The sequence below is a fragment of the Elusimicrobiota bacterium genome (genome assembly GCA_016218575.1).
Classification (GTDB): Bacteria; Elusimicrobiota; Elusimicrobia; order UBA1565; family UBA9628; genus JACRDN01.
On record JACRDN010000001.1, the window covers coordinates 35,745 to 61,054 of the forward strand.

23 protein-coding genes are annotated in these 25,310 nt (G+C 64.1%); 9 read left to right on the forward strand and 14 right to left on the reverse strand.

All coding sequences use genetic code 11. From position 1 onward, the window contains the following. The first annotated feature begins 101 nt into the window (after window positions 1-101). Genes wecB through HY921_00150 form a run of 5 tightly spaced genes read left to right on the forward strand, consistent with a single transcriptional unit; the run spans window position 102 to window position 6,984 of the window. Complete coding sequence (gene wecB / locus HY921_00130; GenBank protein ID MBI5629278.1) at window positions 102-1,178, forward strand: UDP-N-acetylglucosamine 2-epimerase (non-hydrolyzing); 1,077 nt, start codon at window positions 102-104, stop codon at window positions 1,176-1,178. Further along, entirely contained in the window at window positions 1,163-3,028 is a 1,866-nt protein-coding gene (gene asnB / locus HY921_00135) for an asparagine synthase (glutamine-hydrolyzing) (GenBank protein ID MBI5629279.1), read from the forward strand. The genes wecB and asnB overlap by 16 nt, the downstream gene beginning before the upstream one ends. Further along, complete coding sequence (locus HY921_00140) at window positions 3,025-4,311, forward strand: hypothetical protein (protein ID MBI5629280.1); 1,287 nt, start codon at window positions 3,025-3,027, stop codon at window positions 4,309-4,311. Before asnB ends, HY921_00140 begins: the two co-directional genes overlap by 4 nt. After that, window positions 4,304-5,701: a phenylacetate--CoA ligase family protein gene (locus HY921_00145; GenBank protein ID MBI5629281.1), complete on the forward strand. Its 1,398-nt coding sequence runs from the start codon at window positions 4,304-4,306 to the stop codon at window positions 5,699-5,701. Before HY921_00140 ends, HY921_00145 begins: the two co-directional genes overlap by 8 nt. Next, window positions 5,698-6,984 carry a hypothetical protein gene (locus HY921_00150; protein ID MBI5629282.1) on the forward strand — a complete coding sequence of 429 codons (1,287 nt, stop codon included), beginning with the start codon at window positions 5,698-5,700 and terminating at the stop codon, window positions 6,982-6,984. The genes HY921_00145 and HY921_00150 overlap by 4 nt, the downstream gene beginning before the upstream one ends. Here HY921_00150 and HY921_00155 read toward each other — a convergent pair. Genes HY921_00155 through HY921_00175 form a run of 5 tightly spaced genes read right to left on the reverse strand, consistent with a single transcriptional unit; the run spans window position 6,957 to window position 11,481 of the window. Then, a complete protein-coding gene (locus tag HY921_00155; GenBank protein ID MBI5629283.1) occupies window positions 6,957-7,568 on the reverse strand; it encodes a hypothetical protein in 612 nt (203 codons plus the stop codon). The genes HY921_00150 and HY921_00155 overlap by 28 nt on opposite strands. Continuing rightward, window positions 7,544-8,467, reverse strand: a complete 924-nt coding sequence (locus HY921_00160) for a class I SAM-dependent methyltransferase (GenBank protein MBI5629284.1) — start codon at window positions 8,465-8,467, stop codon at window positions 7,544-7,546. Before HY921_00160 ends, HY921_00155 begins: the two co-directional genes overlap by 25 nt. Further along, complete coding sequence (locus HY921_00165; protein MBI5629285.1) at window positions 8,458-9,111, reverse strand: 4'-phosphopantetheinyl transferase superfamily protein; 654 nt, start codon at window positions 9,109-9,111, stop codon at window positions 8,458-8,460. Before HY921_00165 ends, HY921_00160 begins: the two co-directional genes overlap by 10 nt. Continuing rightward, entirely contained in the window at window positions 9,095-11,077 is a 1,983-nt protein-coding gene (locus tag HY921_00170) for an HAD-IIIC family phosphatase (GenBank protein ID MBI5629286.1), read from the reverse strand. The genes HY921_00165 and HY921_00170 overlap by 17 nt, the downstream gene beginning before the upstream one ends. Beyond that, window positions 11,074-11,481 carry a VOC family protein gene (locus HY921_00175; GenBank protein ID MBI5629287.1) on the reverse strand — a complete coding sequence of 136 codons (408 nt, stop codon included), beginning with the start codon at window positions 11,479-11,481 and terminating at the stop codon, window positions 11,074-11,076. The genes HY921_00170 and HY921_00175 overlap by 4 nt, the downstream gene beginning before the upstream one ends. Window positions 11,482-11,592: 111 nt before the next feature. On the opposite strand from HY921_00175, the gene HY921_00180 reads away from it, so the two are divergent. Genes HY921_00180 through HY921_00190 form a run of 3 tightly spaced genes read left to right on the forward strand, consistent with a single transcriptional unit; the run spans window position 11,593 to window position 14,791 of the window. Continuing rightward, window positions 11,593-12,657: an NAD-dependent epimerase/dehydratase family protein gene (locus tag HY921_00180; protein ID MBI5629288.1), complete on the forward strand. Its 1,065-nt coding sequence runs from the start codon at window positions 11,593-11,595 to the stop codon at window positions 12,655-12,657. Beyond that, entirely contained in the window at window positions 12,654-14,054 is a 1,401-nt protein-coding gene (locus HY921_00185) for a glycosyltransferase (protein ID MBI5629289.1), read from the forward strand. The genes HY921_00180 and HY921_00185 overlap by 4 nt, the downstream gene beginning before the upstream one ends. A 23-nt stretch (window positions 14,055-14,077) precedes the next feature. Then, window positions 14,078-14,791: a class I SAM-dependent methyltransferase gene (locus HY921_00190; protein ID MBI5629290.1), complete on the forward strand. Its 714-nt coding sequence runs from the start codon at window positions 14,078-14,080 to the stop codon at window positions 14,789-14,791. Here the strand turns inward: HY921_00190 and HY921_00195 are convergent. From HY921_00195 to HY921_00220, 6 genes are all read right to left on the reverse strand, one after another. Continuing rightward, window positions 14,729-16,018 carry a glycosyltransferase family 39 protein gene (locus tag HY921_00195; GenBank protein ID MBI5629291.1) on the reverse strand — a complete coding sequence of 430 codons (1,290 nt, stop codon included), beginning with the start codon at window positions 16,016-16,018 and terminating at the stop codon, window positions 14,729-14,731. The two genes, HY921_00190 and HY921_00195, sit on opposite strands and share 63 nt — an antisense overlap. After that, window positions 16,018-16,737, reverse strand: a complete 720-nt coding sequence (locus tag HY921_00200) for an FkbM family methyltransferase (protein MBI5629292.1) — start codon at window positions 16,735-16,737, stop codon at window positions 16,018-16,020. The genes HY921_00195 and HY921_00200 overlap by 1 nt, the downstream gene beginning before the upstream one ends. A gap of 138 nt (window positions 16,738-16,875) precedes the next feature. Continuing rightward, window positions 16,876-17,838, reverse strand: a complete 963-nt coding sequence (locus tag HY921_00205) for a phytanoyl-CoA dioxygenase family protein (protein MBI5629293.1) — start codon at window positions 17,836-17,838, stop codon at window positions 16,876-16,878. A 4-nt stretch (window positions 17,839-17,842) separates the two neighbouring features. Continuing rightward, on the reverse strand, window positions 17,843-18,634 hold the full coding sequence (locus tag HY921_00210; protein MBI5629294.1) for a methyltransferase domain-containing protein: 792 nt from the start codon (window positions 18,632-18,634) through the stop codon (window positions 17,843-17,845). Beyond that, window positions 18,631-19,728, reverse strand: a complete 1,098-nt coding sequence (locus tag HY921_00215) for a glycoside hydrolase family 99-like domain-containing protein (protein ID MBI5629295.1) — start codon at window positions 19,726-19,728, stop codon at window positions 18,631-18,633. The genes HY921_00210 and HY921_00215 overlap by 4 nt, the downstream gene beginning before the upstream one ends. Continuing rightward, window positions 19,729-20,565, reverse strand: a complete 837-nt coding sequence (locus tag HY921_00220) for a 2OG-Fe(II) oxygenase (GenBank protein MBI5629296.1) — start codon at window positions 20,563-20,565, stop codon at window positions 19,729-19,731. It lies immediately after the preceding gene. 96 nt (window positions 20,566-20,661) lie between these two features. On the opposite strand from HY921_00220, the gene HY921_00225 reads away from it, so the two are divergent. Next, window positions 20,662-22,341, forward strand: coding sequence for a hypothetical protein (locus HY921_00225; GenBank protein MBI5629297.1), 1,680 nt, complete (start codon window positions 20,662-20,664; stop codon window positions 22,339-22,341). Here the strand turns inward: HY921_00225 and HY921_00230 are convergent. The 3 genes from HY921_00230 to HY921_00240 all read right to left on the reverse strand — a co-directional run. Further along, the gene (locus HY921_00230) at window positions 22,332-23,327 is read right to left on the reverse strand and encodes a polysaccharide pyruvyl transferase family protein (protein MBI5629298.1); all 996 of its coding nucleotides are present in this window, start codon (window positions 23,325-23,327) and stop codon (window positions 22,332-22,334) included. The two genes, HY921_00225 and HY921_00230, sit on opposite strands and share 10 nt — an antisense overlap. Before the next feature lie 4 nt (window positions 23,328-23,331). After that, window positions 23,332-24,693 (reverse strand): hypothetical protein, encoded by a 1,362-nt coding sequence (locus tag HY921_00235; GenBank protein ID MBI5629299.1) that lies wholly within the window; start codon window positions 24,691-24,693, stop codon window positions 23,332-23,334. After that, a partial coding sequence (locus HY921_00240) for an asparagine synthetase B (protein ID MBI5629300.1) occupies window positions 24,686-25,310 on the reverse strand: 625 nt, incomplete at its 5' end. The genes HY921_00235 and HY921_00240, both read right to left, overlap by 8 nt.

The window sequence follows — 25,310 nt, forward strand, 5'->3', positions numbered from 1 at the left end:
ATGGTGTCATACACTAACTTTTTAACTTTTGGGATGCAAAAGTTAATAGTCTGACACCAGTTGTTGACGAAAAAGGGCAAAGCTGTTAAACTGCGCATGGCATGATATTCATCGTGGTGGGGGCTCGGCCTAATTTCATGAAAATGGCCCCGATCGTGCTGGAGATGAAAAAGCGCGGAATCGCCCACCGCCTCGTCCACACCGGACAGCACTACGACCAGTCCATGTCGGCGGTGTTCCTGAAGGACCTTGGCCTCCCGGCCCCGGACATCTTCCTGGGGGCGGGCTCGGGCACCCATGCCGAGCAAACCGCGCGCATCATGACGGCCTTCGAGAAGGCCTGCCAGGCCCGGAGGCCGCGGCTCGTGGTCGTGGGCGGAGACGTCAACTCGAGCTTGGCCTGCGCCCTGGCGGCGGCCAAGCTCGGCATTCCCGTGGCCCACGTCGAGGCGGGCCTACGGTCCTTCGACCGCTCCATGCCCGAGGAGGTCAACCGCGTGCTCGCCGACCACCTCTCGCGCCTGCTATTTACCACTGAGCCGAGCGGGACAAAGAACCTCCTCAAGGAAGGCCTGCCCCGCTCCTGGATTCATTTCACGGGCAACTCCATGATAGACAGTCTGCGAACCCATCTGAAGAAGGCCCTCAGCCTGAAGCCCTGGGAGCGTTTCGGCCTGGCCCCGAACGGCTACGGCCTCGTCACCTTGCACCGCCCCTCGAACGTGGACGACCGCAAAACCTGCCTCGCCACCGGAGCCGAGCTCAAGAAGATATCCCGGGAGATTCCCCTCATTTTCCCCATCCACCCCAGAACGCGCGAGAGAATGGCCGAGTTCCGCCTCGACATGGGCCCGAAAGTCATCTGCGCCCCCCCGCTCGGCTACCTCGAATTTCTCGGCCTCATGGCCCGAGCCCGCGCGGTGCTCACGGACTCCGGGGGCATCCAGGAGGAAAGCACGGCCTTGGGAGTCCCCTGCGTCACCATCCGCCGCAACACCGAGCGCCCGGTCACCTTGACCCACGGCACCAACCGCTTGGCGCCTCCGGGGCGGATTTCAATCAGCCGGGCGCTGGGCCTGGCCATGAAGTCCAAGCCCCCGCGCCGTGCGCCACCGCTTTGGGACGGACGGGCCGCCCGGCGCATCGTCCAAGTCATCGAAAAATGTGCGGCTTTGTAGGGCTTCTCTACAAAGACGCGGGGCGCTCCGTTTCAAGCCGAGAGCTAGAGCCGCTTTTGGCCGCCATCCGGCACCGCGGCCCCGATGACCAGGGGATTTACGTGGACCGCCATTTCGGGATGACCCACGCCCGCCTTTCCATCCTCGATTTAAGCCCGCTCGGCCGCCAGCCCATGGAGAGCCCCGACGGGCGCCTGGTCCTGGCCTACAACGGGGAGGTCTACAATTTCCAGGAGTTGCGCCGGGAGCTCGAGGCCACAGGGTGCCGCCTTAAATCCCGATCGGACACCGAGGTCGTCCTCAATTGGGCCGGGCTCAAGGAGGATTGGCTCAAGGACTTGCGGGGCATGTTCGCCCTGGCGCTTTGGGACCGCTCCCGCCAAGCCCTGACCTTGGCTCGGGACCCGTTTGGGATCAAGCCTCTCTATCTCTACGAGGACGGGGAGAAATTCATCTTCTCCTCCGAGCTCGCCGGCATACGGGCCCACCCCCGCGCGAAAACGACCTTGGATCCCATCGCCGTCTCCGACTACCTGAGCTTCAGGTACATCCCGGCCCCGCGCACGGGATTTAGAGAGGTGCGGAAAGTCTCGCCCGCGTCCTCTCTCCAGCTCTCGCGGGAGGGAGTTTCACCCGAGAAGCGCTACTATGAGCCGAATTTCACTCCCTTGCCCCGCCGGACCTCCGGAAGGGAGTGGGAAGAGCGGCTTTACGCCGAGCTTAAAAAAACCGTCAAATACCTCCTTATCTCCGACGTTCCGGTCGGGATATTCCTGAGCGGTGGGCTCGACTCGAGCGCCCTCGTGGCAACCGCCTCGGAGCTCGGGCAGAACCCGCTCAAGACCTTTTCCATCTGCGGCTCCGGCGAGGACATGTACGATGAGAGGCCTTACGCCCGCCTGGTGGCGAGAAAGTTCTCGACCGAGCACCATGAGCTCGAGTTTTCCCCCGGCGACCTGCGCCATATTTTGGAGAAAATCGTCCGGCACCTCGGCGAACCCGTCTCCGATATGCCCTCCGTGGCCCTCTTCTACTTGAGCCAACTCGCGAAAAAAGAGGTCTCCGTCGTGCTCTCGGGGGAGGGGAACGACGAGATGCTGGCCGGCTACGGCTTCGAGAAGTATTATTTCTGCCAGAAATACTACTCGTGGCTGGACGGTGGGCCTCCGAAAATCGCCAAGAAGGCCCTAAAAAGCCTCTTCCCAAATTCCTACTGGCATTTGAGCAGCGCGGAATACCTTCAGAAATTCCTCCCCTCCATGGTGAAGTCCTTCTCGGATGGAGGAGTCGCCAAGAAAGACCTCCTGGCGGAGGACTTCTACCCGAAGGGCCACGACAGCCTGGACCTTCTGCGCAGGGCCTACGCCGAAAGCTCGGGCCTGCCGTTCTTGAACCGCATCCTCAAGGCCTACTCGGGGGCGTGGCTCACCGACGACCTCTTGGCCCGCTCGGACCGCATGACCATGGCCCACGGCCTCGAGCTCCGGGTCCCCTACCTCGACCATGTCTTCGCGGACTTGGCGGGAAGCCTTCCCCTGGACCAGAAAATCGGCTTCTGGAAGGGAAAGCTGCGCAACCGCCTGATCTTGAGAAAAATCATGGAAGGAAAGCTCCCAGAGGAGGTCCTGACGCGGCCCAAGGCGGGGTTTACCTTGCCCCTGCGGCGCTGGGCGCGCCAAGACCTCAAGGAATACCTGCGGGAGGCCTTCGCCGAGGCCCCCTACCCGCTCAAGAGGGAGGCCTGCCTGAAGGTCCTGGAGCGGCATTGGGACTCGCCGCGCCTCTTTAACCGCGAGGTCTGGCAAATCCTCGTTCTCATCCTGTGGCTGAGGGGGCTCGAAAGCAAGTGACGCGCCCCCTGAACATCGCGCTCGTCTCCTACCACTTCTACAACCACACCGCGGCCGGGCTGTCCACGAGCCAGCTCGCCAAGGCCTTGGCCGACCGCGGGCATAAGATCACGGCTTTCGCCTCTCCCCATCCCCTCCTGAGCGATCCCGCCATTTTCGCGGCGGAAGGGCCCCTCGCCGGCGTCGCGGCAAGTCCCGTGGCCCCGGCCGGGCCGGGCCCGTGGATGGCGCGCGTAAGAGAACTCTCGAGGCAAGACTCCCTCCTGGGACGGCTTGCCTGCATCCCGAACCTGGTCCGCGGCTGCAACTGGGAGGAGTGGGATTGGGTCTTGAGCGCCTCCCGCGGCGTGCGGCAGGCCCACCGCGAAAGGCCCTTCGATCTCGTCCTGACGAGGCTCAACCACTACATCAGCCATTTGGCCGGACTCGAGATCCGCAGGGCCCTCCCGGGCCTTGCCTGGTGCGCCTACTTCAGCGATCCCTGGCCCCACCATCTCTATCCCACTCCTTACCATTTCAAGGTCGGCCCCTTGTCGCGCTTGCGCTCGGAGCGGCTCCTCGAGGAAATGCTGTCGCAAGCCGGAAGCTATGTCTTTCCCTCGGAAAGGCTCAAGAACTACCTGCTCAAGGGCGACAGGGCCAAATACCTAAGCAAGGCCTTCGTGGCCCCGCATCTGGCCAGCCTCTGGAAGCCCGCGCCCCCTCCGCCCGCGCGCCGGACATTGGTCCTGCGCCACGCGGGATTCCTCATGAAGGAGCGGCGCATCGAGCCGCTATGCGCCGGCCTGCGCCTGTTCCTGGCCAGACGGCCCCGGGCCCGGGAGGAATTGCGCGTGGAGTTCGCCGGACGCTATGAAGGAAACGACCTCCCCGCGCCCCCCGCAGACCTCGCCTCCGTGATCGGCTTCCATCCCCATCTGCCTCCCGATTCGGTGTGGCGCTGGCTGCAGGAGGCCGACGTCTTCCTCCTGGTCGAGGCCAAGATGGAGGAAGGAGTGTTCTTTTCCTCGAAGCTCGCCGATTATTTGAGCGGGGGCCGGCCGATATTTGCCCTGAGCCCGCGCCGGGGCGTGACCGCGGATATATTGGGCTCCGGCGGCGGGGTCCTGGCCGAGCCCGACGACGCCGAGGGCATCAGCCGGGCCTTGGAGCGGGTGCACGGCCTTTGGAAAGAAGGGCGGCTGGGCGAGCTTTCGCCCTCCCGCGAGCAGAGGGAAAGCGTTTCCCCCGCCCGGGTCATGCCCATTTACGAGGACGCCTTCGCGGCCGCCATCCATGCTTGATCCCCTTCAAATCTACCACCGCCTTCCCTACCCCCTGCGGGTCCTGGCCGCCAGCGCTCGAGGCTATTACCTGCGCTCCTGGCGCTATGGCCCGGAAACCGAGGGGCTGGTCGCCCAGGCCCTGGAGCGGGACTTCTGGAGCGCGGGACGCTGGAAAGCCTGGCAGGAAGAGCGCTTGGCCTTCATCCTGCACCGAGCGGCGACTCGAGTGCCTTATTACCGAAGCCTATGGGAGGACCGCCGCCGCAGGGGAGACCGTTCATCTTGGGAGATCCTCGACAATTGGCCTATCCTGGAAAAGGAGCCCTTGAGGCTGGCTCCCCAAGAGTTCGTGGCCGACGACCGCTCTATCGGGGGAATGTTTCCCGAGCACACCAGCGGCAGCTCGGGGAAACCCCTGCGCCTCTGGTGGAGCCTCAAGACCGTGCGGGCCTGGTATGCCCTCTTCGAGGCCCGCTGGAGGCGCTGGCACGGGGTCGGGCGCATGGACCCTTGGGCTCATGTCGGCGGGCAAATGGTGGCGCCCTTCGGCCGGACCAAGCCCCCCTTCTGGGTCTGGAACGCGGGCTTAAATCAACTGTACCTATCTTCCTATCATTTGGCTCCGGCCTTCATCCCCCATTATTTGGAGGCCTTGAAGCGCCACCGCGTCAAATACATCCTAGGCTACACGTCATCCCTCCACGCCCTCGCCCTCGAGATACTGCGCCTAGGCCGCAAGGACCTCTCCCTCAGCGTCGCCATCACCGATGCCGAGCCGATCCTCGAGCACCAGCGGCAAGCCATCGCCGAGGCTTTCCAATGCCCGGTACGGGCGACCTACGGCATGGCGGAGGCCGCGGCGGCCGCGGGGGAGTGCCGGGAGGGCGGCGCGCATCTCTGGCCCGAGGCCGGCTGGCTCGAGGTCATGGAGGACGGCCGGCCCCAGCCCCGCGGACAAGCCGGGGAGCTGCTCGCGACCGGGCTCCTGAATGAGGACATGCCCCTCATACGCTACCGAGTCGGCGACCGCGCCGCCCTGGCCGGGGAGGAACCCTCCTGCCCATGCGGCCGGGGCCTTCCCCTTCTGGCGAGAGTCGAGGGGCGAAGCGACGACGTGCTTTACTTACGCGACGGCCGCAAGGTGGGGAGGCTCGACACGGTTTTTAAGGCGGACCTCTGCATTCGAGAAGCGCAAATCGTCCAGGAATCCTTGAGCCGGGTCCGCATCAAGTTCGTGCGCGGGCCGGACTACGCGGCGAGCACCGGCGAGGCCATGGCCCGGCGCCTGAAGGAGCGCCTCGGGCCCGTCGAGGTCGTCTTGGAGGAAGTCGCGATGATCTCGCGAACCGGGCGCGGAAAATTCCAGGCTGTGCTCTGCCGGATCCCGTCTGAGGAGAGACCGAAATGAAATTCGGCTCGAAAATCTACGCGCTCGCCTTGGGACTGTCCCTGGCCTTGAGCCTCGGCCTGCGCTGCTATTACGTCTTCGGCTACATGGGCTTTAACGAGACCGTTAAAAACATCGGAGGCGACGCCGGCGACTATCTGCAGATCGCCTATACCTTGGCCAAGACCGGGCAATACGCCCGGCCCGCGAATGTGAGCGCCGGGCAAATCAAGGCCGCCTTGGCCGAGGGCAGGCCCCTCGAGGTCCGGGCCGGCTACAAGGACTCCTACCGGCCGCCCTTGTGGCCCCTCCTTCTGGCGCTATTTCTAAAAATCAGCGGATATAAACTCAAAACGCTCTTCCTGCTGCGCTTTTTGCTGGACGCCGGGAGCCTGATCATGCTGACGCGCTTGGCCCTCCTCTTGAACTTGAGCCCGCTCCTGGCCTGCCTGGCCCCGCTCTATTTCGCGGTCCATCCAACGTCGCTTCTTTACTCGGGAACGCTTCTCTCCGAGCCATTATCCATGTTCCTCCAGCTCTCTTTGGCCCTAGGGACGTGCTACTGCCTATTCCGCCAGGCTCCACGGGGGTGGAGCCTGGGACTGGGAGCGCTCGGCGGCTTGAGCGCGCTGGCCCATCCCTTCTCCCTGTTCTTCCCTCTATTTTTGGGCGCGGGCCTTTACGGGACCAAACGCATCTCTCTCAAGGCCCTTTTCGGATTTCTCTTGGGCCTGGCACTTTCGGTGTCGCCTTGGCTCATCCGCAACAGGATCCTGTACGGCAAGACCTTTTTGACCACGTCCTCGGGCAACGTCCTGGCCAGCAGCTGGAACTCGACCTTCCTCCAGCGCTACCGCAACACCACCGCCGAGGTGATGCTCGACCCCGATCCGATCCCGGGCGCGGAGTCCTTGGGGGCCGCCGAAAGATGCTCGGCTTACTCCCATGCCGCTTTCAAGTTCATGCGGGAGAACTGGCACCTTGTCCCGGCCATCGCGGCGCGCAAAATCGTCGGGGCCGCGACGCCCATTCCGGAAACGCCGCGGGAGGGAATATTGGAAAAGGGCAGGGCCCTCTTCCAAGTCATCGCCTTCCTGCCGGTGCTGTGGCTGCTGATCCTGCCCGGAGCCGGACTATTCCGGCTCATCTTGGCTTCGGTCGCGGGAGGGTATCTCGCCATGGCCGTGCTCACGTACCCGAGCATTCGGTTTCGCGCTCCTCTCATTTGGGCCGAGACCCTGGCGGTTTTCGTCTGGCTCGATTTAATGGCAAAGCGCTACTGCCAGAATTCCTTCCAGGAATAGCCCGACTGCACGACGGCGGCGGGATTACCGACGATCCAGCAGTTGGGCTCGGGGAATCTCTTGGTGACCACGGCTCCGAGCCCCACGAAAGCCCCGTCCCCGACCCCCGCTCCCGGCGCGAAAAGGACGGCGGCCGCGATATAGGCTCCCTTGCCGATCACGATGGAGGTATCCGGGGTCATCTTGGTGGCGCCGTGGGTCCAGAATTGGCAGCTTTTGGCGATCCACGTCCCGTCGCCGACGGTGATGGAATTCCAGCCGTCGAAATAGGCGTCCACGTATATCTTAACGTCCCGGCCGAGCTCGATGCGGCCTCGGCCCACGAAGGAGTTCCCGGAATGGATCCTCGCGCCCGCCCCGACCCGGAACTCCCCCACGGAGATGTTGTTGCGGCCGCCGATCATCACATCATCCCCTATGACGCAGGTTTTGGAGGTGATATGGGCCTTGTAGCCGATGCGGACATTGCGGCCGATGCGCAAGCCCAGGAGCCGGTAGCCCAGCACCCTCAGGGAATTAAAGGGGAGGCGGCAGACGAGGTTGGCCAGGTCCATGCGTCTCAAGCCGAGGCCGTGATCACGCATGAGATGGTCAGGGAATTCTTTCGAGCGGCCTGCTCGGAATAGCCGGTGAGCGGGAAGTTCCTCCGCTCCACGATTTTAAGGCCCGAGCTTTCGACCAATCGGGCGGCCTCCTCCGGGGATCTAAGCAAATAAATGTGGTCGGGCGAAGGGGAGTTGACCGGGACATTGATGAACACTCGTCCTTCCCCTGCCAAGCGGTCTTTTATCGAGGCCAGGAGAGCCCGGGGGTTTTCCACGTGTTCAAGGACCTCGCTTATCACCACGCTGTCGAACCGGGGTCCATCCGTTGGAGCCTCCATCACGTTCACGCGCCTCAGGGAAATCCCCTCTCCCACCCCGAGAGCCTCCAAATTCCGGCGGGTGAGATCGAGCGAGGATTGGCTTATGTCCCAGCCCTCCAAGAGCGCCACCCGGCCGCACAGGGCGGCCAGGCAAAGAAACAACCCGTGCCCGGGACCGATCTCCAAATGCCGGGACCCGGGCTTGAGGATCGGCAGGAAGTCCGCGGCGTAGCAATGCATGACCTCCACATGATTCCTCCAGAAAAGCTGGGACAGGAGCAAGCCCTTGATCCAACGGTCCATCACGGCCCGATTCTGGTAGAAGCCCTTGTCCACCTCCTCCAAGGTCGAACGCCGGTAGCGCCCCGTGCGAAAAAAATCGAGCTGCTCTTCGTTGATGCGTTCGCACATCCAGCGGTAGGACGCGGCGTACTCGGAAAGTTCCCCGCCAACGAGCTTCAAAGCCAGCCCGGCCAAATTCTCGCTCGAGGACATGACCTCGGGGGAACGGCCGCTCAGGCTCTTGGCCAAATACGTTTCATGCTCGGGCCAGGCCGAGAGCTCGGCCTCAATGAAGGTCCTCAAGGCCGGGAAGGCGGCGAGACCTTCTATGGCCATGGCAGGCAGCGCAGCCTCGGCGCCGCCCCTTCCACGGCAACGGCCGCGGCGTACCCCGGCAGCAACGACAGCTCCCGCACGGCCCAGCCTGAGGGCGCGGCCGGAACTCGGGCCAGGTCGGCTACGCAGCCCAAGCCCCGGCCCAGGGCCTTGAGATAGGCCTCCTTGCGGGTCCAAGCGGCGTAAAAGGCCTTCGCCTTCAAGCCCGCCCCGAGAGAGACGAACCCCTCCAACTCCGCGGCTTCCATGACGTGCCGCGCCAGGGTGTCGAAGGGAAGCGCCCGCATCAGCTCCACGTCCACCCCGATCCTTCGCCCGAGAGCCATCCCGCAAAGGATTCGCCCATGGGAGTGGGAGAGGCTGAACTCCAGGGGCCCGCCCGCTTCGGCCAGAATCGGCTTGCCCAACGGCGTCTGGCGCAAGAGAAGACGCCGCGGATCCGCGCCCAAGTACCGGCCCAACAAAGACCTCATGATCCCTCTTCCCAGGATGAACTGGGCCCGATCCTTTTCAAAAACAAATCTTCGCGCCCGCGCCTCTTCCTCGGGGCTGAGCAGCCGGCCGAGAGCCTCAAGGCCCTGGAACGATTCGGCGGGCCCCGCGTGCCAGAGGTGGGCCTCTTGCTCGTTAAGAGGAGGCATCATCGAAGGTTTCCGCCATTTTCGAGACGGTGGAAATCTTAAGGAGATAGGACAGGGGCAGCCTCTTGCCGATGGCTTGCTCGATCCGCGCGGAAAGGCGAAGCGCCGTCAGGGAATCTCCGCCCAACTTGAAAAAATCATCGTCCGGGCGGATGGGGGAGACGCCCAAGACTTCTTCCCATATCTTGAGCAGCTTTTCCTGGATGGATCTCTCGGTTCCGGCCGCTGACGCGGCCGGGATGACCCTCATGGCCTTCAGGACGCTCTCCGCGTCGGACAACTCCTGCCATAGCGCTGCGTCCTGACTCAGCACCGCGCCGGCGGTGCCGGGCTGGAATTCTTCCGACCCTGTCGCCGTCATGGGATAGGGTGTTGCCGCGCCTCCCGGCTCATAGCGGAGCTTCTCCAGATACCCCGGATCGAATTCCAGCGAAATGCCCCCCTCGGACTCGGCCTTGGACAAGGCCTCGAGACTCCCCAAAAATTCCCACGCCGGCTGGTTCTTGGAGCTGCGCAGCAACCGCACGAGGACCCGCCCCGCATTCCTGCCGCGCGCGATCTCCCCAAGCCGGGCCAGCATCCGGTGCTCGATCCCCCTGCCCAAAGCCCGGCAGCTGAGCATGAGGGAGTCCAGGTCCAGGCGCCCAGCCTCGGCGCGGAATAGGGCCGCTCCCACCAAGCCGTAGTCGCCAAAGCGGTCGCTCACCCGCACCGCGAAGCACTCGAGTTTGCCGGGCTTCAGAAGGTCTTTGAGCTCAGCTTCGGAGCGCCGGATCGTGGTAAAACTAAACTGATTGGTCCTCAGGGAGAGTTCGGCCAGCCTCGGCAAATGCTCGGGCCCGGGCGCGAACATATCAACCTTCATGGCCAGGTTTTCGAGAAACTCTTCGAGACTGAGGGCTTGGCTCTTAAGGCGCTCCCTCTCCAGGTTCTGCTCGTAGAAGCGCGCCCGGCCCGCGGCCTCCCGGGAGACCGCGAGGCGGTCAAAGGCCCAGACGTGACGCAAGGCCTTCCGGACTCGCTCCGAATCCAAAGGCCACTGAAGGCACAGGACCTCCGGGCATCGGTCCCGCACCTCGGCGCACTCGACGGGGCTGTCATCCATGAAAATGAAGCTCTCCAGGCCGAGGCCCAGCTCCTGGGCCAGGGACTTGAGATTCTCGGACTTCGGCCTCCAGTTGAGCCTGGAGGCCGACAACTGCGCGCGCTTAAGCGCCATCTCCGGGCGCCTTTCGAAGACCTGCCAGACGTCCGCCTCGTTGTTGCGGCTGCACAGCGCCAAGAGCATGCCGGCCTGGCGCTGTTCCAGCATGAATCTTTGGAATTCGAGGCGCGCCGGGTCGAGCTCCACTCCGCCCGGCCCGTCCTCTCCGCACACGCCCTTCCATAAGACTTGATCGCAGTCGAGCGCGATGACCTTGCGCGGCAGGCTTTTCAAAGCGTGGATTTTGCGGCAAATCATGGTCCCCAGGGCCGCTAAAAAAGCGTCTGTGTAAGGGAGTTCCCCCAATTCCTCCGTATAGGAATTGTAGTAGTCGGAAACGGGGTAGAAGCGGGCGAGTTCCTCGCTCGTGACAAGATAAAAACCGGGGAGTTGCAAGATAGTTCTGGCGATCGTGCTCTCTATGCCAAGCGCTATTTCTTTATGCTTGGGCCCGGCCGAGGCTTCGGGCGAGTCCGGACATAAAAATATGAAATGGGGCGCGCCTTGATGGGCGGAAGCGGCCTCCAGGCCTCGGGTGAACTCCGGAAGGACTCCTTTCAAATCTCCGTAGCGCGCGAGGATTACGTTGACGCCGTCCCGGTTGCGCGAGAACAGGCCCGAGGGATCCAGAAGCTGCTGAAGCACCTGGTTGAAGGGGGCGAACTCGACTTTATAGAGAAACCCAAGCTTTCCCAGCCAGAACGAGAGGCTCGCCCCCACGGGCTCGGCGGTGAAGAAGGCGGCTACGGCCAAGGTCTTGGTCACGGGGCCTCGACCAGCTCGATCACGTCGTTTTGGGGAGTATAGAGGAAAGCGATCCGGCGCCCCTCGAAAGCCACGGCCGGGGTCGGCCCGGAGATCAGGCGGCAGCCTTTTTCCTCGAAGCGCTTGATCTCCGGCTCCAAGCCGCGAGCCTCGTAGCACAGATGATAGAAGCCGCCCCGCCTCGCCTTCAAGATCCGGCTGACCGGGCTTGACTCGTCCATGGGTTCGACCAGCTCGACGCGCTCCCCGCTGGCCAAAGTGATGAACGCGACCCGGACCTTCTGCAGAGGATCTTCGTAAACCCGGCTGATTCCGCAGGGTTCGAACAGGGGCTGAAAAAAATCATTCCAGTAGCGCTCAATGTCCTCGACGGCGTAGCCGATATGGTTCAGGCGCAGGCCCATTTAATTTAGTGACAGTATACTTAATTCCTAACATCACGGTCCGATCGGAATTAAGTACCTGTCACCGCATTGCCGTCGACAAGGAAAGCGGGCGCTGCTAACCTTGGGGCGATGCGGGTATTGATCACGGGATCAAGTGGGCTCATCGGGTCGGAGGCCGTGGAGTATTACGCCCGGGGCGGGCACGAGGTATCGGGCGTGGATAACAACATGCGCCGGGTCTTCTTCGGCGAGCCCGGCGACACGCTCTGGCGCCTGGGGGAGCTCAAGGGGAAACACCCTGGTTTCAGCCACCATGCCATAGACATCCGCGACCGCGACGGGCTCACAGCACTCTTCAAAAGCGGGAGCTTCGACCTGATCATCCACTGCGCGGCCCAGCCTTCCCATGACCAGGCCGCGGCCATTCCCCTCCTCGACTTTGACGTCAACGCCGGGGGCACGCTCAACATGCTAGAGGCCGCCCGCCAGCATTGCCCGGAGGCGGTGTTCATCCACATGAGCACCAACAAGGTCTACGGGGACGCTCCCAATGAGCTCCCCTTGGTCGAGCTCCCCACGCGCTTCGATTACGCCGAGCCCGCGCGGCGCGCCGGGATCGGCGAGGACTGCCGGATCGACCGCTGCCTGCACTCCCTGTTCGGGGCCTCCAAGGCCGCCTCGGACCTCATGGCGCAGGAATACGGGCGCTATTTCGGCATGAAGGTGGGAGTGTTCCGCGGGGGGTGCCTGACCGGCCCCTCGCAGTCCGGAGTGGAGCTGCACGGTTTTTTGTCCTATCTCGTCAAGGCCGCGGTGCAGGGAAAGCCCTACACCGTGTTCGGCTACAAGGGCAAGCAGGTGCGCGACCAAATACACAGCATGGACGTGATCCGGGCCTTCGACGCCTTCGCGGCCGATCCCCGCCCCGGAGAGGTTTACAACATCGGCGGGGGCCGGGAAAACAGCCTCTCCGTGCTCGAGGCCCTGGAAATGGTCGGGAATTTGCTGGGAAGAAAGGTGGACTGGGAATACCGCGAGGCGCCCCGCCGGGGAGACCACGTCTGCTACATCTCCGACCTTGCCAAGCTCAAGAGCCATTTCCCCGCTTGGGGCATCACCAGGAGCCTGCCCTCCATCCTGGAAGAAATGGTGGCGGCCGAGCGGCTGCGGTTGGAGCCGAGGCCCGCCTCTTGAGCCGCTCGCGCATCCTCGATTATTACCTCTCGATCGGCCCCGAATGGGAAAAATGGCAGGGCAAGAACGCTTATTACCACTGCCTGGTCCGGGACCTGGTGATGGGCATGACGCGGCCCCGGTCGCGTATCCTGGAGATTGGAGCCGGCGTCGGAGATCTCTCGGAGCTCCTGGTCCGCCAGTCCGAGACCTTGATCGGCCTCAACTACTGCGAGGAGCTGACCCTCTGGGCCCGCGCCCGCGTTCCGCGGGCGCGCTTTCACACCGTGGACATAGACGAGATCAGGATCCCCTCGGGCTTCTCGCCCGACTGCGTGATCATGCGCAACATGCTCGACTACGTCCATGATCTGTCGGAGATGGCCGAAAAGCTCGCTAAAATCCTGCCCCCGGACGGGATACTCATCGTGACGACCAGCAATCCCATGTGGGCTTCTTTGCTGCGCGCGGCCGCGCGCCTGGGCCTGCGCTTCCCCGAATCCCCGCGCAACTACATCACCAACAACGACATCAAGAACATCCTGGAGCTCCAGGGCTTTTGCGTGGTCGAGGCCGGCATGGCCGCGCCGATGCCAAAATACATCCCATTGTTTTCCTGGCTCATGAATCTTCTAATTCCCGAAATTCCCGTCGCGCGCTACATCGGAGCGACGCAATATCTCTGCGCTCGGCCCATCAAGCCCCGCCCTCCCTTGTCCTGCTCCGTGATTATCCCCTGCCACAACGAGGAGGGAAACATCGCCCGCACCGTGCGCCGCGTGCCCCGGATGGGCACGACCACCGAGGTGATCGTGGTGGACGACGGCTCGAGCGACGGCACCCGCAAGGCCGTCGAGGCGCTTATGGCCGAGGATCCCGCGGTCAGGCTCGTGCGCTTCGACAAGAACCGGGGCAAGGCCGAGGCGGTGTTCGCGGGATTTACGGCCGCCAAGGGCGATGTGGTCATGATACTCGACGCCGACGCCACGGTGGAGCCGGAAGTCCTGCCGCGGTTCTTCAAGCCCATTCAGGAGGGCCGCGCGGATTTCGTCAACGGAACCCGCCTCATCTATCCCATGGAAAAGAACGCCATGCGCTTCATGAACTTCCTCGGGAACAAGGCCTTCTGCTTGCTGGCGAGCAAGGTCCTGCGCCAACGAGTCAGCGACACCCTCTGCGGCACCAAGGCCATGCTGCGCCGGGACTTCCTCGACATGCCGCGGGGCGGGGCCGACCGCTGGGGAGACTTCGCCCTCCTCTTTGGCGCGGCCAAGCTCAAGTTGCGCATCCGCGAGATGCCCCTCTATTACCAGGAGCGAACATCGGGCAAGTCCAAGATGAGGGGCTTTGTGGAGGTCTGGCGCTTCCTCTGGGCCTGCTGGCAGGGCTGGAGAATGCTGCGCCTGGGCCCGCCGTGACTTGCCTCGATGACGCGGCGCGAGTGAAGATCCTCCGGGAGACCATCCGGAACAAGAAAGCCTTGCGCGCCTTCTACGAGGATTGCTACCAGAAATTCAAGGCCTGCCTGGCCCACTGCCCCACCGAAGGAGAGGCCCTCGAGATCGGCTCGGGCGGCGGCTTCTGCGAGAAAGTTATCCCCGGCGTCGTCACCTCGGATTTTCTGCCTTACGAGGGAGTCTCCCGCGTGATGGACGCGCGCCGCCTGGAGTTCCCGAACGAGTCCCTGCGGGCCATATTCATGCTCAATGCCTTCCACCATGTCTGCGACCCGGGCCGCTTCCTGGAGGAGGCCGAGCGCTGCTTGAGGCCGGGGGGCAGGCTTTTCATCATCGACCAGCACCCCGGCATCTTGGGCTACCCTCTCCTGCGATTGCTCCACCACGAGGGCTTCGACGCCGCGGCCCGCGAGTGGAGCTTCGCCTCCTCCGGGCCCTTGAGCGGGGCCAATGGGGCCCTGGCTTGGATGGTCTTTCGCCGGGACGCGGCGAAGTTCGGCGAGCGATTTCCCAAGCTGAGAATCATCGCGTACCGCCCGCACACCCCTCTGCTTTACTGGCTAGCCGGAGGCCTCAAGCCCTGGTGCCTGGTCCCGTCGGCGCTCCTTCCCGCGGCCAAGGCCCTGGACCGGGCCCTACTGCGCCTTTCCCGCGATTGCGGGACCTTCGTGGACATCGAGGTAGCCAAGACGGGATAGCCTCTCGCTCAGCCAGCACGAGGCCAGGATCATGAGGAAGGGGTCTATGGTGGTGGCCCTGTAGCGGTTGCCGGCACTCGTGGTGGCGTAGATCGCCATGGTGACGAATACCGCCCAGAGAACCGCGGCGCAAAATTCCCATTCCCCCCGACGCCGCGCCCAAAGGAATCCCGCCAAGCCGAAACAGAGAACAAACAGATAAGAGAGCCAGCCGGCGACCGCGGGGAGAGCCGCGAGCCCGCTGTGCCGCCGCACCTCGCTGAAGTCGAGGCACAGCCACATGGCCGCGCTGTTCTTGAGCACGATCGAAGGAAGGAATTTCCAGTCCCCCCGCATATTCTTAAAAGCGAGCCTTCTGCCCTCCTTCGATATCGCCAACTCCTCCCGGGGCGAGGGAATAGCCCCCTCGGCGATCCGCCGGCTTCCATAGGGCAGATGCCTCCAAGCTTCCCCGGTCCGGTCCAGGGTCACCATCTGGCTGTAGTACAAATACCAGCCCGTGCGCGTGTCCAGGGGGACTATCTCCCCGAACACGGCCCTGTTGCGAGCCATCCACGATCCCCAGGCCAGCGCGAAGAAAAGGTAGCCCAGGCCCAGGCCCCGGAGGCGCCCGGCCCGCCCCTCCCGGACCCAGGGTCGGGCTAGAAGGAGAAGGGCGGGCTCGATGAAAATCCCGATGGCCCGGGTCATGGCGGCCGCCGCGAGGCACACCCCGTGGAGGAATCCGTCCAGCCAGCCTCCGCCCCGCCCCATGCGCAAAGCCGTCCAAAGCATGCCGGCGAAAGCCGGAAGGAAAATGTTTTCCGTCAAAAGCTGTGGGATAAAATAGAGGAAATAAGGATAAACCGCGCCCATGGCCACCATCAAAAGCTCGGCTCCGGGCCCGCCCAGGAGGCGCGCGACGCGACCCAGCATCATCACCATCAAGATTCCTAGGAGCACTTGGACCCAACGCACGGCCCCCGGATAGCGCCCCGAGAGGGAATAGATTCCGGCTACGAAAACGGGGTAGGCCGGCAGAATGAAGGCGCTGGGCCTGCGGCCCACGCCGAGCACGCCCTGAGCGGCGAGGTTCCAGGCGAACCTGTCGTAGACCTCGCCGTCGTCCACGGTGGACCAGCGGTTGTAGAGGCTGCCGCCGTCGGTGCCGGCCACGAGCCAGGCCCGGACTCCGAGCCCTAGGGCGACGGCCAGCGCGTAGAACCGGAGCCTCTTGCCCCCGGCCATCAATCCCCCCCGGGAAGGGCCAAGGCGTTGAGCGAGCCCCCCTCCGGGATCTCGCGGGCGAGATCGGGGCCCCAAGGCAGGCGGCGGCGCCCGGAGAGGCTCCGCAAGGAATACCCCAGGGAGCGCAGGAAATCCGCCAGCTCCTCCAAAGTCGCGCCCTCCCGCCTCAGGATGTAGGGGCAAAGCTCCAGCACCAGGACCGGCCGGAATTTTTCGAGAGTCCGGCGGCCGCTCTTCAAGGCGCCAAGCTCGTATCCGTCCAGGTCCATCTTGACGAGGTCAAGGCGGCTCCAGCCGGATCTGTCGGCCAGGGCGTCCAGGGCCAAGGCCTCAGCCGCGGAGGCGTCGCGCCCCTGGCCGCCGTGGACCTCGTCCCCGCGGTCGAGAGACTCAAGATTCCAACTCGCCGCGAAGCTCTTGGGAGGCGGGCCCGCCTTGAAATCCCCGATGACGGCCTGGACGGTCTCTAAGATGGGCTTAAGCTCCGGGTTCAGGCTCAGGTTTTTGCGCAATTTCTCCAAGGCCCAGCCCGTCGGCTCCACGGCGCAGACCCGGCCGTGGGGCGCCACGGCGCGGGCCATGGGCAGGGCGTGGGCGCCCATGTTGGCTCCGAGGTCGAGAGCAGTCATGCCCGGCGCGAGGCGGCGCCGAAGGCATCTGGCCGTGGCGGGCTCGTAGGAGCCGAAGCAATAGATGGAAAGGTCTATTCCCTCCTGCAAATCAAGCTCCCAAAGGATCCCGCTCCTTCGGCACGAGACATTGGCCTTGTCCCGGCCGAGCGCTGAAATCCAGAACCCGGCCGCTCGGCCAAGGACGCGGGCCAGGAGAAGCTTGTTTCGGGTCGAGAGGTTCAGGGTCTACTCCAGGGCGCGTCGAGCCGCCTCGGAGAGGCCCCCATCCAACCGGGACCTGTCCAGCCCGAAGGAGCGCCCGAAGCGCGTGGCCGGCGTCAGATACATCCAGGTCGCCAAGAGCCTCTCGCCTTTGGTGGCGTAGCCTCCGCGATGGAAGCCGCTGGTGTCGCAGAACACCATGGTCCCGGCCGGGCACTCGCAGGAAACGCGCGCCCCGGGCGGCACCTCCCTCTCGATCCGGGCTTGATCGGGGTAGGAGTAGATGCCGCCCCCGCCGGCCAACGGGAACAAATGGGCGTACGGGCCGCCGGGGCGGCTTCCGGGGATGTATTCGAGAGGACCGGAGGCCGGCCCCACGTCGGAGAGGCAATAGAAGGCCTTGACGAGCCTGCGGTCCTCGGGGTCGCGGTGCCAATTCTGGGAGTTCTGCCGGGGCCGCTCGGAGTCCACCGGGATCGTATACCATACGTTGGCGCCCTTGAGCTTGGAAAACAGCTCCAAATAGCCGTTGGCGACGTTCAAGAGAGGTTCGCTTAAACCCAGGCGCAGAAGAGGGTGGTCCGGGGCCAGCATTTCGAAATCGGAGAGGAGCTTGACGATGTAGTCCTTTCCCGGACTGTCCTTGGGATCGCTTTGGTACCGGGCGATCCTGTCGGCAACCTTGGGACTGGAGGCGAAAGCCTTGGCCAGGGATTCGACATCCCGCAAGAGGGCCGCCCCCTCTTGCCCGAGCACCTCCGCCGCGGGAGCCATGGCGACCCCGCGAGCCTTAAGATCCGCGATCAACCGGGCCTGGACGGGAGCCTCCCTGCGGAGAGCGTCCTTCCACCGCCTGCGGCTCCCGGCATTGGCTCCCCAGCGCCAGTGGTATTCGAAGAGAAAACCTTGCCGAAGCCGCCGGGCGTAATCCCTCAGGACCGAAAATAACCGCCCCGAGAATATCAAGCTTCCAACTTTTGCGAGCATCGGCCTACCTGCGGGCCACCATGGTGTAGAGATGTTTGTCGCCCCGGTAATACTTCTGCGTGTGATAGGTGATCCGGACATGCGGGAATCCGAGGATTTTCGCGAACTCCGCCGCCAGCTCGGGAGGGAGTATCCACCAAGTCTCATAGGGATAGCGGCCCTCGGCGCGGGGCAAAAATTCCATGGCGCTGGGCGAGGCGAAGCGCCGGAGAAGATCCCTCTTCCAGCCCCGGCTGATGCTCGGCACGTCGGTCACGATCAAGGTGTCCCGGCAAAGGCGCGCGGCCCGGCACATGGCCTGAAAGGGATCGCGCACATGCAGCAGAATCGAGCCGAAGGTCACAATGTCCACTGGGCCGATGGCCTCCGGAACCTCGTAGACCGTGCCGTGAACGACCCGGGCCTTGGAGCCCAAGAGGCCGCGGGTCAGCCACCAGGCGTTGTTGGTCTTCTTGATGTGCTCGCGGCGCTTCTCCATGATGGCCTTCGCGTCGAACTTCGGGTGGACGTAGGGCACGATATCCCAGCTTTGGTTCTCGGACAGGTCGTAGCCCACGACCTCGGCTCCCTGCCTTTCCATGTAAAAGCACAGGTAGCCGTTGGCGGTCCCGATCTCGAGGACCCTCTTGCCCTTGAGCTCGCAGCGGCCAAGGTAGTCTGCCTCCCCTCCCCGCAGGTCCCATTCCCCCTTTTGGAGCCCGTGGCGCGGCAGGTCTATGGTATGGTAGAAGTAGCAGTCCTCCGGCGAAGCAACCTCTCGCGGGGGGGCATAGACGCCGTCTTTTTCCGGGCTCATGGGGTCTCTCCGTTAAGGACGCGCTTGGTGGCTTCCAAGTAAGCTCGGCCGTTTCTCAAGTCCGGCTCGAGGCAGGTGCCTTCGGCCCATTCATTCCAAGCGTTTATGAAAACGAAGGCTTCCGACCCGCGGGCCTTGAGGCCGCGGACCACGGCCGCCAGCCACGCCTCGTATATCCGCGGGGAGGCCCCCTTGAGGATGACCGCTCCCTGCCGTCGACGCGGGGAGTTGTCCCAGCCGGGCATCACGCAAGGCATGCGGCAATAGCCGGGATCGGGCCTATCCAGGGCCCGGGCCACGTACCCGGAATAGTCGTAAAGCCTGTGCTCGCGATACGCTTTAGGCGACAATCGGAGCTTTTCCAGGAAGCTCCAGAAAAGGCCGCGCCTTTGCGGAGTCCCCAAAAAGGCTCCGTGGGGATGATGCTCGACGCTGCCGTCAAATCCCATGTCCAAGGGGCTTTTGTACTTGGCGGGATAGTTGCTCTCGACGCTGCAGAGGTATATCTCTCCCACGCCCTGCTTGAGGCACTCCGAGCGCCAAAGCTCGGCCGTGCGGCGCGGATCGGGGAGATACCCCGCCCGGTACACCAGGAAAAGGGGCTTTCCCCCGACGCGGATGTAGCGACTGTCCCGGAAGGCACGGGCGAGCCAGCGGATGTGCTCCAAATCGTCCCGCTCGGAATAGGTCTGCTCCATCAGGCACTCCTGGCTCTGACCGTCCCAGGCACGGGTCCAGTTCTCGTTAGCCCAGCACAGGCAAAAGGGAAAATCCGGCCGGCCCGAGTCCAGGACCTCTTGGAACGGCCTTTCCAACAGGCGCTTGCCGTGGAACCAGTAGTGGTAGTAGCAGAAGCCGTGGATGCCGTGCTCGCGGGCCAAATCCGCCTGGGCTTGCCGGACCTCGGGCAGGCGCGGGTCGCAATAGCCCAGGTCCGCGGGCACGCGCGGGTGGGCGTGGCCGGGAAACAGGGGAACGGCCCGGGCCACGTTGGTCCATTCGGTGAATCCCGGCCCCCACCAACGGTCGTTCTCGGGGGTGGGGTGGAACTGCGGAAGGTAGAAGGCCACGGCCTTGATCGCGGGCTCAGGCATTCAATGGCCCAGCTTTCCGATCACGGCCCGGCGCAGGTCGAGGATGATGGGCGGAATGAATTTCTTGGCCGCGTCCCTCCAGTTCCGGAGAGGCTGCTCCCTGGGGAATTCCTTTAGGACCTCTCCGGGGCGGCTCTGCCACAAAGTCGCCCGGCCGCCGGCGCTCTCTCCCGCGGGCCGCCCGTTGGAGTAATAATACAGGGCCAGGGATTTGCGCGTCCAACCCTCGGGGCAGGACAGAGGATCGGGATGCCCATGGAAGGAGTTGTCCGCAGTCGCAAACACGACCAGGCGGTTGAAAACAGGGAGCACCCTTTTCTCGCAGCGGCTCATATCTCGGCTCCACAGCTCGAGCTGGCCGCCGTATTCCTCCTTCCAGCCCTTATTGAGGTAAACAATGGCGTTGAGCCGTCGGTCCAGGTTGAGCTTGGGATGCTTGCTGTAGTCGGCGTGAATCTTGAGGAAGCCCCCCCGCACGATCTGGTGCATTCCCCCGCCGAAGAGGTGGGGGTCCGGAAGGAGGCCCTCGATGCCGGTCAAGGTCCTCAAGAACATCAGGAAAGTGGAGGAGTTAAGCTGATAGACGAGGTAGCGGGTGTTGGGGCCAAGCTGGCCTTCGCTGTTGGATTGGAGCTTGAGCTGGCCCTTCTCCTTGTAGCGGATCCAGTCTATCTGGCCGGGAGCCTTGAATTCCTCCAAGACCTCTTCCAGGAAAGCCTCGGGAAGGAAATTGTCCACCACCAAGTGCGGGAAAGGCTTGGCCTGACGGAACTCCTCCTGGCGCCGCCGCGCCAGCCCCTGAAGCTCCTCCGCTTCGAAGAAGAAGGGGTAGCTCATGACAGCAGTGTAAAGCAATGCCGGAACTTTGTCAACAACAGCGCGACACCCCGACGGCCAAGGCTAGACGCCGCATGGATTAAGTATGATAGCGAAATGCTGCTTCAATTCGCGGCGGCGCTTTCCGCGGCCGCCTTGATCGGCATCGCCTGGGGTTCGGCGCGACAGCACCTCGGGGACGAGCGCGCCGCCCTCCTCGCCTTGGCCCTGCTTCTCGCCGCCTGCGGCCTGCGCCTGATTCTCCTTGACGGCCTGCTCAAAGAACCAGAACACGACGCCTGGTCCTATGCCCTGGAAGTCAAGCAGATTGCCGGCGGCGGCTTCAAGGGTTATTTGAACGGCTCCATGCGCCGTTCTCCTCTATTTCCTCTCATGGCCGCGGCCGTCTCGCGCTCGGGCTTGGATCCCTTCGCGAGCGCCAAGCTCCTGTGCAATCTCTTTTACCTGGGCCTGGTGCTTTTGACCTTCCTTTGCGGCAGGCTCCTGGCAGGCGCAGGGGCCGGGCTCCTGGCCGCGGGGCTCCTGGCCTTGAGCAATGGGATCCTGGACCTGGGAGTCAAGCCCTACTTGGATATTGCTTACACATTCTTTGCCGTGCTCAGCGTCTATCTCATTCTAGCGGCAAGATCCGAACCCAGGCCGCGGCATGCCGCGGCCCTCGCCTGCTCGGCCCTGGCCGCCGTCTACGCGCGCCCCGAGGGCCTCATCACCATGGGCACGCTCCTCGCCGCCAACGCGGCCTGGCCCGCGCGGAGCCCGCTGAAATACACGTTGGGCCCCGCGGCCCTTTATGCCCTCGGCATCTTGGCCGTGCGGCTTTGCTTCGACACCAGCCGCTGGGGGGTGCACGGAGTCGGGGGCTCGGCCTTCCTCCAGGCCACGGAATGCTACAGGCTTGATCCCAATGGGCTCAAGGCCATCTACTCGGCCCTGGACGCGATCCGGGACCGCTACCCCGCTCGGAACTATCCCGGCGCCCTGGCCCTGACGCTTCAGGAACCTCTTTTTCAGGCGGGAAGGCTCCTCCACAACCTGGGGGCCTATCTCGAGCGACTGCGCTATGAGACCGCCGGGGCGCCCCTCATTTTAGGCCCCCTAGGGCTGGCCTGGGGTTGGCGCCGAGTCCAGATAGCCGAGCGCCGTAGCCTCCTCGAGATGGCTTTCTACGCCGCGCTGTTTTCCGTGGTGAGTCTGCTCACGTTCTCCTGCTGCCTGCGCTTTGAAATGGGGGCCTATCCCTTCCTATATATAGCCCTGGCCCTGGGGCTCATCCAATTGTCCGGGAGCCTAGAGGTCCGTTGGCCGACTTTCCGCCCCGGCGCCCTTCTCCTCATTTTCTGCTTTTCGCTCCCGTTTCTCAGGCATTGGCGCTGGTACCAGGCCGAATGGGCCGAGAAATACTCCCGTCCCAATTACCCTCCCTATGGCCTGGCCTGGAAAGCCATCGAGGCCGAGGCCCGAAGCGCCGCGGCCCAGGGGAAAAGCATCGCGACCTATGGGCCCATGTGGGATTATTATCTGCCTAATGCCAAGCTCGTGCGCCTCTACCGGCAAAACAGCCTGGCTGATCTCGAGAATGCGGTGAAGAAAAGCCGCCCCGGACTTCTGATCATGGGCGGAATGTACCATGAGGGGGAAGAGGTCAAGCAATTCTTTCGAAAGGAACCCCTCCCGCGCTTGGGAGGAGCTTCTCTAAACAGAATCTACCCGACGGATTCGAGCGCGAAGACCCCTGTCAAAGTCTTCGCGTGCTCCTACCCGACGGCTCAAAAGTAGGATCCCAGGTCGAGCCAATCCCTGAGACGGCTGCCCCAGCGCCGGGAAGGACGCGGCAGCGACGCGGCGGCGCCCAACAGGCGCTGCCGCATGAGGCAAGCCTTGTCCCGAGCCTCGCGGCATAAGCGGGACCTAAGGGTGGAGATTTGGCGGGCTACGTCCATGCGATGTTTCTCCAGCTCTTTGAGGAGCTCCATCAAACTTCCCAGCTCGGCCTCTGAAATGCACCACTGGCCGAGGCCGCTTTCTTCCATGAAGCGCCTAATCTTGGGCAGGTCCCCCACCGCCACGACCGGACGGCCGGCCTGCAGCGCGAATTGGATGCCGTGGTAGCGCCCGCTCACCACGGTCCCGGCCTTATCGAGGAGGCCGGGGTCGAACTCCTCGGGCAAGCCGCGGCCCGGAAGGAGCTCCTTGAGAACCGCCGCATCCCCTCCTTGCTCGAAATAGAGCGGCCAGGGATGGACTTCCCGGCCTAGCTCCGCCAGGGCCCGGCGCCAGGAACCCACCGGAAAGCCGGCGTGCTTTCTCACGTTCAGGGCCACGCCGTCCATTCGCCGCTCGAGCTCCGGATACGGGTAGAGCCAGGTAAGATCGGGCGCTACCAAGGCCTTGGGATGCGGGCCCAGCTCGTCCAGGGAGCCCTGGTCCCGAAAGCAAGCGAAGCAGCAAACCTCCAGGAAATCCTTGAGCTCCCGGCGCAGGCCCGGGGTAATGCTCTCGACGCTCGCCCCCATGATCGCGACCGGTATGCCGGCCGAGCGCACCCATCTCCTCATGCGCGAGAAAAGGCCCCCTTCGCGCATAATGAGCCCGCCACCCCCGATGATGGCGGCGTCCCAGGAGCGCAGGAGCCGGAGCGGGGGATTCCTGCCCGCGGGCAGGAATCCCAAAGTATGCCCATCCAGCCAGCGGGTCAGACAGTACTGGATGCGGTCGTCGCCCGCGTTGCGGTGCCCGTACCAGCCGAAGATCAGTATATTCATGAGGTCAAGGCCAGAGCTCTGCGCCGTCCCATTCGCCGCGCCGGCCCTTCAAGGCCAGGTCGCGCGCGGCCGCAAACTCCTCCACGTTGCGCCGCGAGCTGAAGCGCTCCACGACCTCCTCCGGCGGGATCCTCGCGCCCAAACGCCCCGCACTCCAGTCGGCATGCAAAACCAGGAGGGTCTCCTCTATTTTCTCGGGGCTTGCCAAAGGAGACACATAGCCTCGAGACTTCCGCACGAGCTCCCAAGCCGTGCCGCCCTCGGCGCAGAGCGCCCAAATCGGCCGCCTAAATCCCATGTAATTGACGAGCTTGGTCAAAAGAAGAGGCTTGTCCTCCGGGGCCTCGAGGTCGAAGAGGACGTCGGCCCCGGAAAGGGCGGCGCCCAGCTCGGCGTCGCTCTCGCCCAGGAAAACCTCGGTCCTGGCCGGGAGACTGCGGATGAATTCCTGGCCGAAGGGATTGGTTCGCGCCAAGTGGAAGGCGAAGAAAAATCGCCGAGCCTTGTCGGGATGCCGCGCCGCGAAGGACTCGAGGGCTGCCTTGAGCTCCGGCGCCACGCGCTTCTTGCGCAAAGTTCCGGAGAACGCAATAGTGAGCACCCCGGCCGCCTCCGCGGCCGGGGCGCGACAGGGAGAGGGCTCGTTGGTGATATGCGGCAATAACCCGTACGCCGCGTTCTTGATTTCCGGAAAGCTTTCAAGCTCCATTTCCATGAGCCTGCGGCACGGGAAGGTAAAGCCGTCAATGAGGGGAATGATTTCACGAAATGCCGACATGGTTTTGCGATCCTCCCGGGAATCCGGCTCGTACATGCCCCGCCAAAGCGAGGCGGGAAGGGGATCGTTGATGTTGGCAAGCCAGCAGAACCTGGTCTCTCGGCGGACGTCCGCCACGGCCGAGAGGCTCTCGAAGGGGAGCGCGCGGGAATAGACCATCGCTCCTGGATGGGCGGACAGCTCCCGGCGCAGGACCCGGGCCGCGGCCAGGCGCCAACTCGCCATCTTCATGCCCAGTGAGGTCGCCTCATAGACCAAGCGATTCAATATCTTGGCCGGGACCCTTCCGGGGCCGGAGCCGCGCATTCGCTCGAAGGTCCAGAACGCCAAGAGGTTGAATGCCGAGGCCTCGGGCCCCGCCTCTCCGCACTCGCCAAGGGCATGGAAGGTCCACCGGGGCAGCCCCGATAGGGGCCGCCCATCCTCGAGCTCCGGGCTATGGCCCCCCGTGATCACGGAAACCCCGTGCGGCCAATGCCGGGCCAGGGCCTTCAGGAATTTTTCGTTGACGTGCCCCTCCGGCCCTCCTGGGCCGGGTGCTACGAAATACGCGACCACGATGAGATGCGGCTCGGCCGGCTCAGACATGCCTGCCCGCCGCCCGAACGTTTCCGGCCATGAGGCCGAGGCTGATCCATTGCCAGACATAGAAGCTGTTGTCGGCCCGGGTACGGCCATAGGCCCGCCAAGCCGAGCGCACGGCCTCCTCGCGCAGCCATTGCCCTCCGTAGGCGCGCAGGGCGGCCTCGATGCATTCCCCCGCCCATTCCTTGAGCGGGCCGGCCAGCCATTCCCTCTGGGGCGTTTGGACCGGGCGCTTGGGCGCCCGCGATAGATCCGCGGGAAGGACTTCCTCGGCCAAGCGGCGCAAAAACCATTTATGAACGCCGCCGCGGATTTTGCGTTCGGGGGGCTGGCGCAGAGCCAACTCCACCAGGCGATGGTCCAGGAAGGGCTCGCGCAGCTCCGTGCCGGAGCGCATCGAGACGCGGTCGTTGAAGCGCAGGGCTCGGGGGATCTTGGTGTGGCGCAGGTCCCGGTATTGGAGGTTGCGCAGCCTATCCGGGAAGGGAGCGGGAGCGTCCCAGTCCCAGGCCTTCTCGGCGAAGCCCGGCTCCAGGCATTCAGGGCGAACCGGGCTCTCCTTGGTTCCCTGGACGAGAGGCGGCGCCGCTGCCGCGGCGCCGTAGTAATCATACCCTGCC

What these genes read in the sequence shown, in the direction of transcription:
- wecB (MBI5629278.1), top strand. Translation starts at nt 102, where the DNA reads ATGATATTCATCGTGGTGGGGGCTCGGCCTAATTTCATGAAAATGGCC.
- asnB (MBI5629279.1), top strand. Translation starts at nt 1,163, where the DNA reads ATGTGCGGCTTTGTAGGGCTTCTCTACAAAGACGCGGGGCGCTCCGTT.
- HY921_00145 (MBI5629281.1), top strand. Translation starts at nt 4,304, where the DNA reads ATGCTTGATCCCCTTCAAATCTACCACCGCCTTCCCTACCCCCTGCGG.
- HY921_00150 (MBI5629282.1), top strand. Translation starts at nt 5,698, where the DNA reads ATGAAATTCGGCTCGAAAATCTACGCGCTCGCCTTGGGACTGTCCCTG.
- HY921_00155 (MBI5629283.1), bottom strand. Translation starts at nt 7,568, where the DNA reads ATGCGTGATCACGGCCTCGGCTTGAGACGCATGGACCTGGCCAACCTC.
- HY921_00160 (MBI5629284.1), bottom strand. Translation starts at nt 8,467, where the DNA reads ATGGCCATAGAAGGTCTCGCCGCCTTCCCGGCCTTGAGGACCTTCATT.
- HY921_00165 (MBI5629285.1), bottom strand. Translation starts at nt 9,111, where the DNA reads ATGATGCCTCCTCTTAACGAGCAAGAGGCCCACCTCTGGCACGCGGGG.
- HY921_00175 (MBI5629287.1), bottom strand. Translation starts at nt 11,481, where the DNA reads ATGGGCCTGCGCCTGAACCATATCGGCTACGCCGTCGAGGACATTGAG.
- HY921_00180 (MBI5629288.1), top strand. Translation starts at nt 11,593, where the DNA reads ATGCGGGTATTGATCACGGGATCAAGTGGGCTCATCGGGTCGGAGGCC.
- HY921_00195 (MBI5629291.1), bottom strand. Translation starts at nt 16,018, where the DNA reads ATGGCCGGGGGCAAGAGGCTCCGGTTCTACGCGCTGGCCGTCGCCCTA.
- HY921_00205 (MBI5629293.1), bottom strand. Translation starts at nt 17,838, where the DNA reads ATGCTCGCAAAAGTTGGAAGCTTGATATTCTCGGGGCGGTTATTTTCG.
- HY921_00210 (MBI5629294.1), bottom strand. Translation starts at nt 18,634, where the DNA reads ATGAGCCCGGAAAAAGACGGCGTCTATGCCCCCCCGCGAGAGGTTGCT.
- HY921_00215 (MBI5629295.1), bottom strand. Translation starts at nt 19,728, where the DNA reads ATGCCTGAGCCCGCGATCAAGGCCGTGGCCTTCTACCTTCCGCAGTTC.
- HY921_00220 (MBI5629296.1), bottom strand. Translation starts at nt 20,565, where the DNA reads ATGAGCTACCCCTTCTTCTTCGAAGCGGAGGAGCTTCAGGGGCTGGCG.
- HY921_00225 (MBI5629297.1), top strand. Translation starts at nt 20,662, where the DNA reads ATGCTGCTTCAATTCGCGGCGGCGCTTTCCGCGGCCGCCTTGATCGGC.
- HY921_00230 (MBI5629298.1), bottom strand. Translation starts at nt 23,327, where the DNA reads ATGAATATACTGATCTTCGGCTGGTACGGGCACCGCAACGCGGGCGAC.
- HY921_00235 (MBI5629299.1), bottom strand. Translation starts at nt 24,693, where the DNA reads ATGTCTGAGCCGGCCGAGCCGCATCTCATCGTGGTCGCGTATTTCGTA.